Genomic DNA, 14,744 nt, shown 5'->3' on the forward strand with positions numbered 1-14,744 from the left:
TCCCTGTAATTACTGTTGTGTACGCTTGAGTTCGCGAATTTTTCCCCGATAGGAGACAATAGCGAGAATGACTAGGGTCAATAAGTTTGGCATCAATTGAACGATATAGGGTGGCAGGTTGGTGACATTCTGTAATCGAAGTGCAATTCCATCGGCAAACCCAAAAAACAGGGCGGCAAAGAAGGAACCCGGGGCACTGTTGAATCCGAACAGAGCAGCCGCATTACCGATCCATCCTCTACCACTGCTCATATCTCTGGTAAAAAGAGTAAGGTGGCCGACCGAAAGGAAAGCTCCTGCCATACCGGCGAGCATCCCGCTGAACACCAGAGCAAAGTACTGGACTTTTTTTACCGAGATTCCTGCTGCCTCGGCAGCCTCGATGTTCTCTCCAACCGCTTGAATATGCCTTCCAAAACTGGTCTTGTACATCATAATCGTCAACGCGATGGCAACAAACCAAGAAAAGTAAACAATAGCATTGTATCCGGTAAGAAACCTTCCAATCAGAGGAATCGAAGATATCCAAGCAACATTGATCGAAGGCAACTGAACAATGCTAGGATGGCTCCAAGTTCCTGCCTGCTTGAAAAGAACTCGCATCAAGTAAACAGTCACTTCCAAAGCTAGCATATTGATGGCAATGGCAAGTATGACCAAGTGGACCTTGTATTTAATATGCATCCAAGCAAAGAAGAGCCCAAATACCCCTCCGACTAGCATCGCTGTAAGTACTCCGAGATAAGTGGCCAACACGGGATATGCCATCCCCAAGGAGGTAAAATTCCGATAGAAGTAAGTGGTTACTATGGCTGTGAAGGCTCCAATGAGCATTTTCCCATCGATGGCAAGGTTTAGAACCCCTGCCTTATTACACATTGCGGCTCCAAGGGCAGCAAGAACGATGGGAGTAGCAAGGCGGATTGAGCTGTTGATGACATTGATATTGAAAAAATTGAGAAACTCAAGCATGATCAACCTCCTTCCCATTTCTTTTTTGCTTCAAGGCGAGACACCATCCTCGAACAGCATCGTACAATTTCTCCAAGATGGGACGATAAACATTCTCGGCAGCGATGAAGAGAATTATCATGGCAATGAGTACCCCACCAAGTTCACGGGGGACCTGCAAACTGATCTGCAGCCCCAACTGGGCACCTTGGCGGATACCGGAGAGGAGAATCGCCACTATGACGACCCCGATAGGATGGGATTGACCAAGCAAGGCCACACTCAATCCGTCAAATCCAAGGCCGGAGGAAAAGCCAGTCATGATACGATGATAATTACCCAGAATCTCCATGCTTCCCGCAAGACCGGCAATCATACCGCTCAGAAAAAGGGTCTTGAGAATAGTCGGATCCGCCTTGATTCCCCCATAGCGGGCAAACCGTTTGGCCTGGCCGACCATGCGGAGTTCATACCCTTTTGAAGTCTTCCAGATATGGAAGTAGGCGAACACAGCTAAAGCGATCGCAATGACGAACGAGATACCCCATCGAGAACCCTGGACAAACTGAGGAAGCCAGATAGCGCGGGACAGAACGGCCGATTGGGCTTTTTGCCCTTGATCGGCACGTAGGGGAAAGGCCACCATGTACTCCAGCACCAAAACAGCGATGCTATTGAGCATGATGGAGGAGATAATTTCATTAACCCCAAGTTTGACTTTCAGAAACGCAGGAATGAGGCCGTATATACCGCCGGCAAGCATTGAAGCAGCCAATACAACTAGAATATGTAACCAAGGAGGGAGAGCAAGTACCACACCAAGCCAGGCGGCCACAATAGCGCCAAACACATACTGCCCTTCTTGGGCAATACAGAAGACGCCCACCCTGAACGAATACATTGCAGCAAGGCCAGTTAGAATCAAGGGGGTTGCCTGTCCAAGAGTAATCAACAATGGCCAGACCTTTCCCGACGTTCCAAAAGCGCCTGAAAGCAGAACACGGAACGCACTGAGCGGAGAAACTCCAGTAAGTGCAATAAAAAAAGAGGTGACCACCACTCCCAAGGTGAGAGCACACAACGGCACTAATGCAGAAAGTACCATGGTCTTACTTGGCCGTTTCATCCAGGCTCCCTCCTACCATCAGTATTCCGATATTTCTCTCATTCATTTCGTGTTCCAACAACTCTCCCTGAAGGATTCCTGCACAGAGCACTCCGACTCGGTCACTCATACTCAGAATCTCTTCCAACTCAACTGAGACTAGGAGAATAGCAACCCCCTCATCTCGCTGTTTGATCAACATACGATGGACGAACTCAATACTACCGACATCCAATCCACGAGTCGGTTGGTTGACAATTAGAAGCCTAGGTTTGGAAGCGAGTTCCCGTCCCAGGACAATCTTTTGCATATTTCCTCCAGAAAGCTTTCCAACCTCACCGTTGGCATGAGCTCCTGCAACTTGATACTTTTCGATGATTTGCTGGGTGTGACTTTCACACACCATCGAATCAAGGAAGAATCGCTTCCTAAATGGTTTCTTACGCTGGAACCCTAGAATGGAATTTTCCTTAATCGATGTCGACAGGTTCAACCCGACATTGATCCTGTCTTCCGGTACATGCGACATCCCAAGCTCCTTACGCTTGATGACATCAGCTTGGGTAATGTCCTTATGCTCAAGAACAATGCTTCCCCCCGCTACCTTTTCAAGTCCACAGATGGCATTTACCAAGGCCTCCTGACCATTTCCACTCACCCCGGCCAAACCATATATCTCTCCCGATCGAATGGAAAAGGAGACATCACTGAGCACCTTTACCCCCAGCTGATTTACTACTGATAGGTTCTCGACGGTAAGAACGACATCCTTCGGATCCGGGTCACTTTTCTCGACAGTGAAGAGTACTTCCCTTCCGACCATCATCATTGCAAGCTCAGCAAGCGTGGTATCCTTTGTCTCCTTGGTCCCTACCACCTCACCCTTTTTCATGACGGTAACTCGATCAGCAACATCAAGTACTTCCTGAAGTTTGTGTGAGATAAAGAGGATTGTCTGGCCTGCCTTTGCCAGTTCTTTCAAGGTGGCAAGGAAGGGTTTCACTTCCTGCGGGGTGAGAACCGCTGTTGGTTCATCGAGAATGAGAATGCTTACATTCCTGGCAAGCATCTTCAGGATTTCCACACGCTGGAGTTGACCAACCTGCAGTGTACCAACTATCTGGTCGGCCTTAATGGGAAGTGAATACTTCGCAGAAAGCTGCTCGACAAAAGCCTGTTCTGCTTTGGAATTGATGAATCCAAACTTTCCACGCTCGATACCTAAGAGAATATTCTTGGTGACTGTAAAGGAGTTGACAACCTTGAAGTGCTGGTGGACCATTCCAATCCCAGCCGCTATTGCATCTGATGGTGAAGCGAAGGCCTGTTCTTTCCCATTCACTTCCAACATGCCTGAGTCCGGTTTGGTAATCCCGAACAGAATGTTCATCAAGGTCGATTTCCCTGCTCCATTCTCACCGCAGATTGCATGGATTTCACCTCTTCGGATTGAAAAGGAGACATCTTTGTTGGCTTGGACCTGCGTAGAGGCAAAATATTTGCTTATGGCATGGAATGTGACTGCATGTTCCACACAAAGCCTCCTCAACTAATCTGTCATATTTGTGGATGGTACAAACGCACCATCCACAACCAAATGACTCTTACTTCAATGAATCCCAGAGAGGCATGGTCAATGCATCATAGACCTCGAATTTTCCACTGAGAATACGCTCACGATAGGAGGCAATCAGACTTTGGATCTCTGGCAGCTTCGCAACCATCTCCTTGGGTCCCTTGTCTGCAAAATCGGTTGCACCGACGTCCCATGAAAGTCCAGTTGCGCCATCCTCAAGGTCTAGTGATCGGAAACCGCCTTGATAGGTACCATTCACAAACTCACTAATCAAGTCATAGGTGCTGTTATCGACGCGTTTGATGACCGAGGTGATGATACTTCCGGGATAGAAGCCATCCTGCACATTGTCAACGCCGATCGCATAAAGGCCACGCTCTGCTGCAGCAGCAAGAACACCTTCTCCCGAAAGCCCTGCAACGTGATAAATGATATCACATCCCTCATCGTATAGACTAATGGCACTCTCTTTTCCCAAGGTGGGATTGGAAAAATCGAAACCGAGGTAGTTAACGTAGACCTTGGCGTCAGGATTTACTTCCAAAACACCCTGCTTGAAGCCGTAGAAGAACTGGTTAATACCAGGGGCATCGCCACCACATACTGCACCAACTTTACCAGTCTCTGTTAACAGACCTGCAGCAATACCAGCAAGGAAGCTGGACTTGTTGACATTAATCAGCAATGAGGCAAGATTTGCAGGAAGCTTGTCTGCATATAGTTCCGACGGGGAGCCAAATGTCTGGTCTGGATTCTCTTCTGCAAGGTCAAGCATCATCTGAGTGTCAAGACCGACACCTAAGATCAGGTCATACCCTCTGTTAATGGCACTTCTCATCGCTGTCTCATGTTCATGAACACCTTGAGTCTCGATGATGTCGGCACGGACTGGAAGCTCGGCATTAGCCCTCTTTACCCCCGTCGCTGCTGAATCAACAAATGATCGGTCCCCAAGTGGACTGGGCATAACGACTGCGACGGTTACCTTGTCGTCCACTACTTTCTGTTCAGTACGACCGGCAGCAAACACCATGGTGGTGACCAACAGAAGCAACAATACCATTGTTCCTAGTTTTCTGTTCATACGTTTTCCTCCTTCTTTAGGTTCTGAATGAACGGACCTTATGCATAAAACGCGATACTTTCTCGCGATCTATTAACTCAAAAAAATCATCGTTCTTTTTGAACGCAGTACCTATAACCGCCCCATCGGCAATCCTCAACTGTTCTACTACATTCTTCTCATTGACCCCGGTATTTGTGAAAACCGGAACATCTGGAACAACGGAAACGACATCCTGTAAAAGCTTGGGAGAAGTCTCAGCCCCTGCTGTTCGTCCTGATACACAAAGCACATCGGGATGTGCGTTGAATACCGTGGTCTTGGCGATATCAGCTATGTCACGTCCACCGAGATAGGTGCTGGCTTCCGGATAGATATTGAACATCAAGCGGATACCTTTACCTCCAAGAGTGTTGCGGGACCGTACCACTTCTCCACAATTAGTATCCCAGAGGCCGAAGTCGCTTCCATAGACACCGGTGAAAACCTCTCGAACAAACTGTGCCTGAACAGCAACTGCCAGTTCTATGGTTGCCTCGGGGTCCCAAAGTACGTTCACCCCATAGGGAACCTTTACCTCGTTCTTGACCTCACCGATAATGCGAGCCATCGTGATGGGAGTTATTGGATGGACTTTTGTCAGATAGGGGAGACTGAACTCGTTGGAGAACATGATTGCGTCCACTCCACCCTCTTGGAGTGCCTTTACGTTGTATCTCACCCTATCTATAACCCAATCCAAACCATGTTCAACGTCGTATCTGGGATCCCCAGGAAGCGCATCCAAATGGCACATACCGATAACTGGCTTGTATGTTCCATATACATCCTTCAACCACTCTTTACCCATACTTCCTCCCGCGTAGGTCTTTGTACTCTTCTTATTTATTATGGCTTGAGAACCATAGTTCCCAGGTCATCGAATAGTTCTTGTAAATTTTTTGGTAATGTTGCATTCGTGACCAGACAATCTATAAGATCGAGATCACAGATTTTTGCAAATGTTATCTTATTGAACTTGCTGGCGTCGGCCAGGACGATGAGTTGTTTTGCATTCGCAGCTAGCGCTTTTTTGACAGCAATATCATCCATGTTGTATTCTGTAACACCAGCCTTACTATCAATTCCCCCTACGCCCATAAAGAATTGGTCCACATGAATGGTGCGAAGAAACTCGACGGTTTCACTCCCAACTATGGAACCTTCGTGTGGACGCAGATGCCCCGGAGGTACAAGTATTTGAATATTTGGATGACTCAGACAAAGATTCATTATATGAATGCTGGACGTGACGATGGTTAACTGGGGAATATCTACGAGACATTTGACCAATTCGAGTGCAGTAGAACCACTATCTAAGGCAATAGTGGTTTCTGTCTCCACCAAGGTCGCAGCCAAGCGCGCAATATTGCGTTTCTCTTCGACAAGATTTGTGGCTCTTTGCTCAAAGGCTGGTTCTCGGTTGCAGTTCTCCACCGTAACCGCTCCTCCATGAACTCTTCTTACTTTCTTTTTTTCTTCAAGATAATCCAAATCCCTTCGGATGGTCATGTCGGAAACGCCCAAGGCTTCTGCAAGAAGGGAGACTGAGGCAAATCCATTTTTTTCCAAGATACCAATGATATTCACTCGTCGCTCATTCATCCCTACACCTCCGATTTTCACAGTATCGTGTTTGTTTTCTAACAATTATTGTGTTCATAATCAAACACTTTTTCCTGATTGTCAAGAACTATTTTGATTTTTCTTCATCTAACAAGGCATTTTTAAAGACAAATCAATTTCTATGTTTGTTTTCGAACTAGTTTGATGTTGTTAGAGTCAGCCTAAAAGTTTCCCTATATAAAAAAGTCCTTGACACTAGCAAGGGTGCCTATCCCGATGTCATGGCTACCCTAATCAATGTCAGTCAAAAGTACCTGGACAGGCCAAGGCTTCTGAAGATGAAAGACTTTCGCAGGGACATGACTATCATGAAGTTCCTCCCTGCCACAAAGATGAATCTGCAAAAGAAGCGGAACCGGATTTAGTAGGAGAATCTATTTTCTCACATTTCCCTAGAAACCTTCATTTGGTGATCCTATTCAACTATTTTGACTGATTTCTCTTTCAGCAAGTCAAAAAAGTCAGGAGGCCATAATCTAAACAGATGAAACAGAGAAGAGGATTTTCGGGATATTCTACGAGAAACCCAAAGTTAGAAATATGCGGTCTGGAAGTACAATTTTGCGATTTCTACGGAGGATTTGGAAGTTCTTAATGGTACCAATAATTGACAAGATAGATGCCGAACGTCTCACGGTATCAGGTAGGAAATCCTCATTGAGGAGGAAATTGGAGCACACGAACAAAATTTCTTCGTATCTCAGGTCTATCCAAACTCCAATTTCGGCATAAAACAAACTCTTGAAATCATCAGAAAGATCCAAGGATTCAATTCTGTAAAATCCCTAGGACCTCTGATACATAATTCATATAATCATAGAATTAACGTAACAACTTTTGTTTGTTGACAATAATCTTCGACTTATTTCTTGTTAACTTTTCTATAAAAATTACTTATAGAAAATGGTTTTCCATGACCAGGGTAAAGGATATTGATATCTAACTTCTTCAGTTTATCTATGCTTTTGTTAAAGTCTTCAAGATTATCGATATACTTGAAACCTGCGAAATTGTAAATCAAGTCACCGCAAAATAAATCGCCTTCGTTTGTCAGTACACCAATAGATCCCTTTGAGTGCCCCGGAAGATGAATTACTTTTGCAGATAAACCAAACTTAGAGAGATTTTGTCCCTCCTGCAAGTAAATATCAGGTTTAAACGTGCCAAAAGCACTATTCTTACCGAAAGCAAGCGTAACTAATCTAAAAGTAAAAGAGATTTTATCAGGTTTTGACTTTCGATTCCACGACATATCACCATTTTCGACCATCTTAGAATCCTCAAAGTGCATTGCGATTTTCGCTCCGTAATTTTCTTTAAGGAACTTACAATTTCCAGCATGATCGGAATCGCCATGAGTTAAAATAACAAGCTTTAACTTTTTAGGTACTTCTCCGGGCTTATTGATTGCTTTTTTCAGCACTTCATCAAGAAACATACGTTTTGTGGAAAACCCAGTATCTATGAGCACAAAGTCATCATCGGCTTCGATCAAATAACAGTTCACCCCACCTACATCGATTATTTCTATACCTTTCGACATGGCTTTTCTCCTTCTATTTTTTATTGTTTACCTGTACCTAAGTTCCACGTATGTTTTGTATTAGCGTCAATGCCTTTTTACGAAAATTTTAACTTGTTTCTCACACATAGCAACATATATTACCACAATCTTTCAATCATTGACCTTTGGGGCAAAGATGCTTTTAAAACGCTGTAGTATCCTCTCAAGAATTGAGAATGTCCAATCAAAATGAATTCGTCTGCATCCACGATTTCAAGAACCGCAAGAATATCCTCAGCGTACCGACTACTTGTCCAGTCGACCCTGTTTTTCCCTGATTTTCCATACCCAGCAAATTCAAGACAAACAACTGCGTATTGTTTGCTGAAATACTTTCTCTGTTCATTCCATCAATGTTCATTACCCAACCAACCGTGGATACAAACGAGCGCAAGTCTCCCGTTTCCGCTGATGCTGTAGTGAATATTCACACCATCGTATGATACTACGAAAGTTTCCATAATCTTATTCTCATCATGATAGGATGATTGCCAAATCCAACTCCCGGCATCCGGAAGGATTTCCATATCTTCCATAGAGATTGTAAAATACCACTGCCATGGCGTTTTCCATATTCATTGTAGTTGTGTTGTGCGTTTTTTATTAGCTTCCTGTGTTAGCCTAATTCCACCTGCTTCTGCTACTGCATCTGGTCCAAGAACACTCATCATTAACACCAAAACAATTATTGAGGAGGAAGCTGAAGGATTTACAACATGGGTTTGTACTGATTACATCGATGGAGAAAAAATATTACTTGAAGTAGGATTCTTTGTTGATTCTTCATTTCAAGGATCTAAAGAAAAATACCCAGCTTTTTCAGCCTACCTCTAACGCCTCGATTCCTCGTTCAGGTAATATTCAAGGTCCAGGTAGATATTCTCCAGCTTTGTCCGCGCCCAAAGATTCTTGCGTAGGAACTTCAAGCTGGATTTGATGCTGGGATCGTTATAGAAGCATTGTAGTTGCAACCTTTCGAACAGCCCGTCCCAGCCGTAGTAATCGACCAGACGGATAAGCAAATTCTCCAGCGTTATACCATGGAGGGGGTTGTTCACTTGTGTAGTTGAATTGGTTATGTCCGTGATAGAATCTCCTTCACCCGCCCTACTTCACCACTCTCAAGGCGGACCTTGATGCCGTGCGGATGCGTGCTGGAGTTGGTCAGGATGTCCTTGACCACACCTTTGGTGGTGTTACCTGTGGCTTGGTCCTGCTTGAGGACGATAAGCACTTCCAATCCAGCGTGTATATTAGCTCTTGTCTTACCATCCATATCGATCTCTCCCACACCCCTCACTCTATAGGAGAATGGAATAAAGTTGAAGAGCAATCCGTATCAGATTTGCACCAGGTGCCAAACTGCCAGCATTCCAAGTATGCTGGAGGCTCTAGCTGGCATTGCCGACAAATCAACAGAGTGTAGGATTTTGTTCTCCATTCGCGTCTTCCCGAGATTCCGTATTTAGCAGCAATTACATTGACCGTGTTCCGCTATTTCTGAGTCTCAAACAAAACCTCTTTCTTAAAAGAATCCATGTATGTCCTCCTGTCCAAAACCTGGTCTTAGTATAGCCCTGATAATAATCTTCATGTAATCAACGTCATGTTTTGGGCGGAATAGGTATAGACTGAAGAAAACAGGTTCGAATGCCATCAGGTACAGCCCAGCCTTTATTCATTTCCCGTAATCCAAGTTGGCCATTTCATAATAGGCGAGAGTCTTTAGCAATTCGGGCTGAAGTTCAGGAAAAGAACGATTGGTGCAATTAATCTTTTTGATTCGAGAACCCCTGGACTGTTGAGAATCGATAGTCTTCAGCTTTCTGGTTTTACGAAGATTCGTGCGATCACCTAGCCAAATATTGCATTTGTATATACAATGTACTAAAGTTGTAATCAAGGAGAACAAAAATGTCTGGAACCATTACCGTTCGAGTGAACGAGAAGATAAAAGCAGAGGCTCAAGCACTTTATGAAAGCATTGGATTGGATATGTCCACTGCAATCAACATTTTCCTTTTAAAATCGATTGACATGAATGGAATTCCCTTCAATGTCTCCAAGAGCTTTCCCAATAAAGAGACTCTCGCAGCAATGGATGATGCAGAGAACGGAAAGAATCTTTCCGGACCATACAAATCGATGAAAGAGCTAAAAGTTGCCTTGAATGTTTGATCTCTATTTCACCAACCAATTCAAGAAAGATTATCGAAAAGTGTCCAAATCCGGGGAGATAACCTTGCTTGATGAGGTAATTGACCTGCTGCGGCAAGGACTATCTCTGCCAGAGAAATTTCGCGATCATGCATTGATCGACTCCAAGAAATTCAAGAGTCAAAGGGAATGCCACATCAAGCCCGATTGGCTTTTAGTTTACTCTGTGAACAATGAAAAACTTGTCCTTACCTTGACAAGAACGGGAAGTCATAGCGAATTGTTCTGAGTCGTGGACGCCTGCATTTCATGGCTTAGCTTGTTCGAATCAGTGGAAGGAGCCAAGAACGCGACGGAAATCATTGATATAGCGATTGCTAAATCTGTTTATTACTTCAACACGTAGAGTGCACGGGAAATGAATATAAAACATCAGATGAGAATTCTTAGCATCTGAGTCCTTCAGATTTGAAAGATCAGCCGATACTGACTGTAAAGCCTATTACTGCAATGGCAATGCCTCATCGATGCTAAAAGCCGGGCAACTAGCTGTATGATCAGTCAACTTGTTGAGTGATTTCCCTTCTAGCCACTATCGTTGCATTTCCTTCATAGCAAGCTGAACAATCTCAGCAAACACTACCCTCTTCCAATAAGCCGGCACCTTCTTCATCCGGTGGCTCTTTCTCATCGAATGCCTCACCCCTTTTTCCATCTCCACCCTCCTACACCTATTTTATGATTTATACGATGTCCTTGTTGAAATCGGAAGAAAACGTACCTTTTTCATAAAATAGCAAACCTTATTTCTCCTTTCACAGGATTTGGTTTGAAAGCGTAAAATATCATACCAAACTCGATAGAATACTTCATGTACTTCTGACATAGCAGACTTTAGGATTTTGTTATTAGATGCGGCGTTGCCGCTAAACAACTATCCAAATTTTTTATGATTCCCTAAAAGGAGGAGAACATGAAAAAGACTCTAGTTCTTTTGATGGTTCTGGTTATGTTGGGTTCAGGCGTTCTGTTCGCCCAAGGTCAGAAGGAGACCGGTCTTACCAAGGTGGGTATTGTCAATCTGCCCCCAGAAGAATCCGGATATCGGCAAGCTAACGTTGAAGACATGAACACTGTGTTCTCAACAGCCAACGGCTATGACGCAAAACAGACCAACACAATGGACAACAGCGAACAGATCGCTGCCGCGAAAGGCTACATTCGTGACGGAGTGGACTATCTTCTGATCTCAGCAGCAAACGCTTCTGGATGGGATGACACCCTCAAGTCCGCAAAAGATGCCGGCATAAAAGTAATCCTCTTCGACCGTGCAATCGATACGGACAAAGCCAATTACCAGGCAGCTCTGCTCTCCGACATGGCCTATGAAGGCAAGAAAGCAGTGGAATGGGTGTTGGGCCTTGGTCTTCCTAAGATCAATCTGATCCTCATTCGCGGACAGATGGGTTCTGCAGCTGAAATCGGCCGAAGTGGAGCCGTACTCGAAGCCGCAAAAGCTGGAAAGCTCACCATCGTAGCAGATGGAACCGGTGGAGACAGCTGGAGTCTTGAAGAAGCCCGCAAAGTTGTTGAAGCAGCAATTGCAGCAGGCAAAGATTTCAACGTTATCTACGCAGAAAATGATGGTATGGCACAAGGCGCCGTTCAGGCACTCGAAGCAGCCGGTATCAGCCATGGCAAAGACGGAAAGGTCAAGGTCATCGGATTTGACTTCAACCGTTTTGCACTTCGCAACGTCCAGGCCGGTTACTGGGATGCCGACATGCAATGCAATCCCCGTCAGGCAGCTGAGATTTCCAAATGGATAAAGAGTGGAACCATCCCCAGCGGAACCATCTATCAGGAAGAACTGCTCTTGACTACTGCAACCATTAGCGATGAACTCATCGACAAGTGGGGCATCAACGCAGATCCTGGCAAGGGTGTAATCACCAGGTAAGTAATCGTAAGATTTTCGATCACAACGAAGCTATGTGTGCAGTGTGGTATGTGAATACCGCACCGCACCTAGCTTTTCCCTATGAGCATAAGGAGATCTTGGATTGTTGTCAGAAACCATACTCGAAATGAAGGATATCTGCAAATCATTTCCCGGAGTCAAAGCTCTGGACGGCGTGGACTTCAAACTCCGAAAGGGGGAGATCCATGCTCTCATGGGAGAAAACGGAGCAGGCAAATCCACACTGATTAAAGTCATTACCGGAGTCTACGAAAAGGACGCCGGCTTAATTACCTTACAGGGAGAACCTATCCACTGTAAGACACCGGAAGAAGCGCAAAACAAAGGAATAGGCACCGTCTATCAGGAAATAATGCTGTGTTCGAATTTAACTGTGGCAGAGAATATGTGTATCGGCCGCAGTCACAGCTCATTTGTCAATTGGAAGCAAATGAACGAAAAGGCGGCGCAGTTGCTTGCATCACTGGGTATTCCAGCAAGCCCGATCCAGGAACTTTCAAGCTGCTCGCTTGCGGTACAGCAGATGATTGCAATCGCCCGTGCAGTCGATATGGACTGCAAGATCCTCATACTCGACGAGCCAACTTCCTCTCTTGATGAAGACGAGGTACAGAAACTCTTCGCCCTCATGCGTGAGTTGAAAGAGCGGGGCGTGGGAATCATCTTTATCACTCACTTTCTCGAGCAGGTATATGAAATCAGCGATAGAATTACCGTGCTTCGCAATGGGAAGCTGGTAGGCGAATATGAAACATCCTCGCTTTCCCAATTCGACCTCATCTCAAAGATGCTGGGAAATGTACTTGAGGATATTACCAAATTACAAAAACATGAGCCGATTGTAACCGACACCACCATCCCGGTCTTTGAAGGGAGAGAGCTTTCAAGTGCCGCAGGAGTAAGACCCTTCAACTTTACCATACAAAAAGGTGAAGTGAATGGGTTTGCCGGACTGCTCGGCTCCGGACGCAGTGAAAGTGCCCGTGCAATTTTCGCAGCAGATAAGGTAACCGGTGGTGAAGTAAGAATGAAGGGTAAGCGGGTGAAGATCAAAACACCCCTGCAAGCCATACAGCAAGGAATAGGATATTTGCCCGAAGACCGCAAAGACGATGGAATCATCGATGACCTGTCGGTACGAGACAATATCATTCTCACCCTGCAGGTCCTGAAAGGATTTTTCAAACCGCTCTCATTAAAACAGGCACAGACCTTTGCCGAAGAGTATATTGAGAAGTTGAATATCAAGACTCCGACTCCCAACACGCCGATCAAATCTCTTTCTGGAGGCAACCAGCAGAAAGTCATTCTGGCCCGATGGTTGCTTACCAACCCGGAGTACTTGATCCTGGATGAACCAACCCGTGGTATCGATGTTGGCACCAAAGTCGAGATTCAGAAACTTGTACTCAAGCTCGCAAGTGAAGGAATGAGCTTGACATTCATCTCTTCAGAAATTGAAGAGATGCTGAGAACCTGTTCCCGTTTGATAGTCATGAAAGACCGTGAAATTGTAGCAGAACTCAAGGGAACAGAGTTGACGGAGAACGATGTAATGAACGTAATCGCACAGGGGGGAAAGACCAAATGCGCAAATTGATAAAAAACTTTTCTTACCTGTTTCTCCCTCTCTCGGTTTTGGCGCTGCTCATTATCATTAATTTGATAAAGGGTGCCGACTATTTCTCCATAACCATGGTAAACGGGGCACTCTACGGGAATATTCCGAATATCTTGTTTGGGGCCTCCGAGCTGGTCATCCTGTCCATAGGCATGACGCTGGTAACGGCAGCTTCACGAGGACAGGACATCAGCATCGGAGAGAGTGCCACCATTACTTCTGCGGTATTTGTGCTGTTTGTGCTACAGGCCGGTGAGGTCACCCTGTTTACCATAGTGATGGGTTTCCTCTTAAGTTGTGTTGCAGGCTTGGCTCTTGGCGCATTCAACGGTGCCTTGGTTTCAGTATTCAAGGTTCAGCCAATGGTTGCATCACTTATCCTGTTTACAGGTGGCCGGTCGATAGCCTTCATGATCGACGGAAAATTATCTCCCATCCTTGCGAACGATATATCGAATAAAATCGGTACGGTTATTCCAGGAGTACCAATACAGACTCCAATAATCCTGACTGTTGTCTTCATCGTGTTTGTTGCAGTGCTGTTCAAGACTACAACGCTCAAGCTCTATGTAGAGACCGTGGGGATCAACCCGAATGCTGCACGCCTCAATGGTATCAATCCCAAGAAAATCATATTTTTGACCTTCTTGATTATGGGATTCTGTTCCGCAGTTGCAGGTTTCATTGCAGTGAACAAAGCAGGGCGTCACGATAGCGTCAACTTGCTCAAACTTATCATGATGGATGCGATTCTCGCCGTGGCCATAGGCGGAAACTCACTGAGCGGTGGGAAGTTCAGCATTACCGGTTCCATAATCGGTGCGTACACGATAGAGATGCTGAATAGGACCCTGCTGAGGCTGGAGATTGAACCCGCGATGATCAAGGTTTTCAAGGCGGTCTTCATAATCATTCTCATGGTGGTCTCATCGCCTGTAGTCAGGGTTTTTATCAGCAAATCCCTGGACAAGGTTCGAGCGTGGAGAATTCCTGCAAGCCAGAGCAAGGGTGGAGCTTCAACCATTCCCCCCACGAACACAGCCAAAAAGAAGGAGGAATAG

17 protein-coding genes and 1 pseudogene are annotated in these 14,744 nt (G+C 45.3%); 7 read left to right on the forward strand and 11 right to left on the reverse strand.

What is annotated here, in order from left to right; genetic code table 11:
* Window positions 1-9 precede the first annotated feature (9 nt).
* From SPIBUDDY_RS12290 to SPIBUDDY_RS12315, 6 genes are all read right to left on the reverse strand, one after another.
* Entirely contained in the window at window positions 10-972 is a 963-nt protein-coding gene (locus SPIBUDDY_RS12290) for an ABC transporter permease (RefSeq protein WP_013608088.1), read from the reverse strand.
* A complete protein-coding gene (locus tag SPIBUDDY_RS12295; protein WP_013608089.1) occupies window positions 965-2,077 on the reverse strand; it encodes an ABC transporter permease in 1,113 nt (370 codons plus the stop codon). Before SPIBUDDY_RS12295 ends, SPIBUDDY_RS12290 begins: the two co-directional genes overlap by 8 nt.
* Window positions 2,061-3,590, reverse strand: a complete 1,530-nt coding sequence (locus SPIBUDDY_RS12300) for an ABC transporter ATP-binding protein (protein WP_013608090.1) — start codon at window positions 3,588-3,590, stop codon at window positions 2,061-2,063. Before SPIBUDDY_RS12300 ends, SPIBUDDY_RS12295 begins: the two co-directional genes overlap by 17 nt.
* A gap of 70 nt (window positions 3,591-3,660) precedes the next feature.
* The gene (locus SPIBUDDY_RS12305; protein ID WP_013608091.1) at window positions 3,661-4,716 is read right to left on the reverse strand and encodes a BMP family ABC transporter substrate-binding protein; all 1,056 of its coding nucleotides are present in this window, start codon (window positions 4,714-4,716) and stop codon (window positions 3,661-3,663) included.
* Between the two features lie 16 nt (window positions 4,717-4,732).
* Window positions 4,733-5,545, reverse strand: a complete 813-nt coding sequence (locus tag SPIBUDDY_RS12310; RefSeq protein WP_013608092.1) for a BtpA/SgcQ family protein — start codon at window positions 5,543-5,545, stop codon at window positions 4,733-4,735.
* Window positions 5,546-5,583: 38 nt separating this feature from the next.
* The gene (locus SPIBUDDY_RS12315) at window positions 5,584-6,339 is read right to left on the reverse strand and encodes a DeoR/GlpR family DNA-binding transcription regulator (RefSeq protein WP_013608093.1); all 756 of its coding nucleotides are present in this window, start codon (window positions 6,337-6,339) and stop codon (window positions 5,584-5,586) included.
* Between the two features lie 242 nt (window positions 6,340-6,581).
* Between SPIBUDDY_RS12315 and SPIBUDDY_RS16220 the strand changes: the two genes are divergently transcribed.
* Complete coding sequence (locus SPIBUDDY_RS16220) at window positions 6,582-6,725, forward strand: hypothetical protein (RefSeq protein WP_155816109.1); 144 nt, start codon at window positions 6,582-6,584, stop codon at window positions 6,723-6,725.
* A gap of 497 nt (window positions 6,726-7,222) precedes the next feature.
* Here SPIBUDDY_RS16220 and SPIBUDDY_RS12320 read toward each other — a convergent pair whose 3' ends face one another.
* The gene (locus SPIBUDDY_RS12320; RefSeq protein ID WP_013608094.1) at window positions 7,223-7,903 is read right to left on the reverse strand and encodes an MBL fold metallo-hydrolase; all 681 of its coding nucleotides are present in this window, start codon (window positions 7,901-7,903) and stop codon (window positions 7,223-7,225) included.
* Between the two features lie 119 nt (window positions 7,904-8,022).
* Window positions 8,023-8,247 (reverse strand): annotated as a pseudogene (locus SPIBUDDY_RS16520) (alpha/beta fold hydrolase); the annotation flags it as partial.
* 268 nt (window positions 8,248-8,515) lie between these two features.
* Here SPIBUDDY_RS16520 and SPIBUDDY_RS16225 point away from each other — a divergent pair.
* Window positions 8,516-8,758, forward strand: a complete 243-nt coding sequence (locus SPIBUDDY_RS16225) for a hypothetical protein (protein WP_155816111.1) — start codon at window positions 8,516-8,518, stop codon at window positions 8,756-8,758.
* Here SPIBUDDY_RS16225 and SPIBUDDY_RS12330 read toward each other — a convergent pair.
* Both SPIBUDDY_RS12330 and SPIBUDDY_RS12335 read right to left on the reverse strand, forming a co-directional pair.
* The gene (locus SPIBUDDY_RS12330) at window positions 8,755-8,982 is read right to left on the reverse strand and encodes a VF530 family protein (protein WP_013608095.1); all 228 of its coding nucleotides are present in this window, start codon (window positions 8,980-8,982) and stop codon (window positions 8,755-8,757) included. The two genes, SPIBUDDY_RS16225 and SPIBUDDY_RS12330, sit on opposite strands and share 4 nt — an antisense overlap.
* Window positions 8,983-8,999: 17 nt before the next feature.
* Window positions 9,000-9,200 carry a YwbE family protein gene (locus tag SPIBUDDY_RS12335; protein WP_013608096.1) on the reverse strand — a complete coding sequence of 67 codons (201 nt, stop codon included), beginning with the start codon at window positions 9,198-9,200 and terminating at the stop codon, window positions 9,000-9,002.
* 638 nt (window positions 9,201-9,838) lie between these two features.
* Here SPIBUDDY_RS12335 and SPIBUDDY_RS12340 point away from each other — a divergent pair.
* Window positions 9,839-10,102 (forward strand): type II toxin-antitoxin system RelB/DinJ family antitoxin, encoded by a 264-nt coding sequence (locus tag SPIBUDDY_RS12340; protein ID WP_013608097.1) that lies wholly within the window; start codon window positions 9,839-9,841, stop codon window positions 10,100-10,102.
* The gene (locus SPIBUDDY_RS12345) at window positions 10,095-10,370 is read left to right on the forward strand and encodes a type II toxin-antitoxin system YafQ family toxin (protein WP_013608098.1); all 276 of its coding nucleotides are present in this window, start codon (window positions 10,095-10,097) and stop codon (window positions 10,368-10,370) included. The genes SPIBUDDY_RS12340 and SPIBUDDY_RS12345 overlap by 8 nt, the downstream gene beginning before the upstream one ends.
* Before the next feature lie 303 nt (window positions 10,371-10,673).
* On the opposite strand, the gene SPIBUDDY_RS16450 is transcribed toward SPIBUDDY_RS12345, so the two are convergent.
* On the reverse strand, window positions 10,674-10,796 hold the full coding sequence (locus SPIBUDDY_RS16450) for a hypothetical protein (RefSeq protein WP_013608099.1): 123 nt from the start codon (window positions 10,794-10,796) through the stop codon (window positions 10,674-10,676).
* A 258-nt stretch (window positions 10,797-11,054) separates the two neighbouring features.
* Between SPIBUDDY_RS16450 and SPIBUDDY_RS12350 the strand changes: the two genes are divergently transcribed.
* From SPIBUDDY_RS12350 to SPIBUDDY_RS12360, 3 genes are all read left to right on the forward strand, one after another.
* The gene (locus SPIBUDDY_RS12350; RefSeq protein ID WP_013608100.1) at window positions 11,055-12,041 is read left to right on the forward strand and encodes a substrate-binding domain-containing protein; all 987 of its coding nucleotides are present in this window, start codon (window positions 11,055-11,057) and stop codon (window positions 12,039-12,041) included.
* Between the two features lie 103 nt (window positions 12,042-12,144).
* Entirely contained in the window at window positions 12,145-13,662 is a 1,518-nt protein-coding gene (locus SPIBUDDY_RS12355) for a sugar ABC transporter ATP-binding protein (RefSeq protein WP_013608101.1), read from the forward strand.
* On the forward strand, window positions 13,650-14,744 hold the full coding sequence (locus SPIBUDDY_RS12360) for an ABC transporter permease (protein WP_013608102.1): 1,095 nt from the start codon (window positions 13,650-13,652) through the stop codon (window positions 14,742-14,744). Before SPIBUDDY_RS12355 ends, SPIBUDDY_RS12360 begins: the two co-directional genes overlap by 13 nt.

Source organism: Sphaerochaeta globosa str. Buddy, from assembly GCF_000190435.1.
Lineage (GTDB): Bacteria > Spirochaetota > Spirochaetia > Sphaerochaetales > Sphaerochaetaceae > Sphaerochaeta > Sphaerochaeta globosa.

Excerpts from the sequence above, each read along its gene's own strand:
- SPIBUDDY_RS12290 (WP_013608088.1), bottom strand. The coding sequence starts at position 972 with ATGCTTGAGTTTCTCAATTTTTTCAATATCAATGTCATCAACAGCTCA.
- SPIBUDDY_RS12295 (WP_013608089.1), bottom strand. The coding sequence starts at position 2,077 with ATGAAACGGCCAAGTAAGACCATGGTACTTTCTGCATTAGTGCCGTTG.
- SPIBUDDY_RS16450 (WP_013608099.1), bottom strand. The coding sequence starts at position 10,796 with ATGGAAAAAGGGGTGAGGCATTCGATGAGAAAGAGCCACCGGATGAAG.
- SPIBUDDY_RS12335 (WP_013608096.1), bottom strand. The coding sequence starts at position 9,200 with ATGGATGGTAAGACAAGAGCTAATATACACGCTGGATTGGAAGTGCTT.
- SPIBUDDY_RS12345 (WP_013608098.1), top strand. The coding sequence starts at position 10,095 with ATGTTTGATCTCTATTTCACCAACCAATTCAAGAAAGATTATCGAAAA.
- SPIBUDDY_RS12315 (WP_013608093.1), bottom strand. The coding sequence starts at position 6,339 with ATGAATGAGCGACGAGTGAATATCATTGGTATCTTGGAAAAAAATGGA.
- SPIBUDDY_RS16220 (WP_155816109.1), top strand. The coding sequence starts at position 6,582 with ATGGCTACCCTAATCAATGTCAGTCAAAAGTACCTGGACAGGCCAAGG.
- SPIBUDDY_RS12350 (WP_013608100.1), top strand. The coding sequence starts at position 11,055 with ATGAAAAAGACTCTAGTTCTTTTGATGGTTCTGGTTATGTTGGGTTCA.
- SPIBUDDY_RS12360 (WP_013608102.1), top strand. The coding sequence starts at position 13,650 with ATGCGCAAATTGATAAAAAACTTTTCTTACCTGTTTCTCCCTCTCTCG.
- SPIBUDDY_RS12310 (WP_013608092.1), bottom strand. The coding sequence starts at position 5,545 with ATGGGTAAAGAGTGGTTGAAGGATGTATATGGAACATACAAGCCAGTT.
- SPIBUDDY_RS12305 (WP_013608091.1), bottom strand. The coding sequence starts at position 4,716 with ATGAACAGAAAACTAGGAACAATGGTATTGTTGCTTCTGTTGGTCACC.
- SPIBUDDY_RS12340 (WP_013608097.1), top strand. The coding sequence starts at position 9,839 with ATGTCTGGAACCATTACCGTTCGAGTGAACGAGAAGATAAAAGCAGAG.
- SPIBUDDY_RS12320 (WP_013608094.1), bottom strand. The coding sequence starts at position 7,903 with ATGTCGAAAGGTATAGAAATAATCGATGTAGGTGGGGTGAACTGTTAT.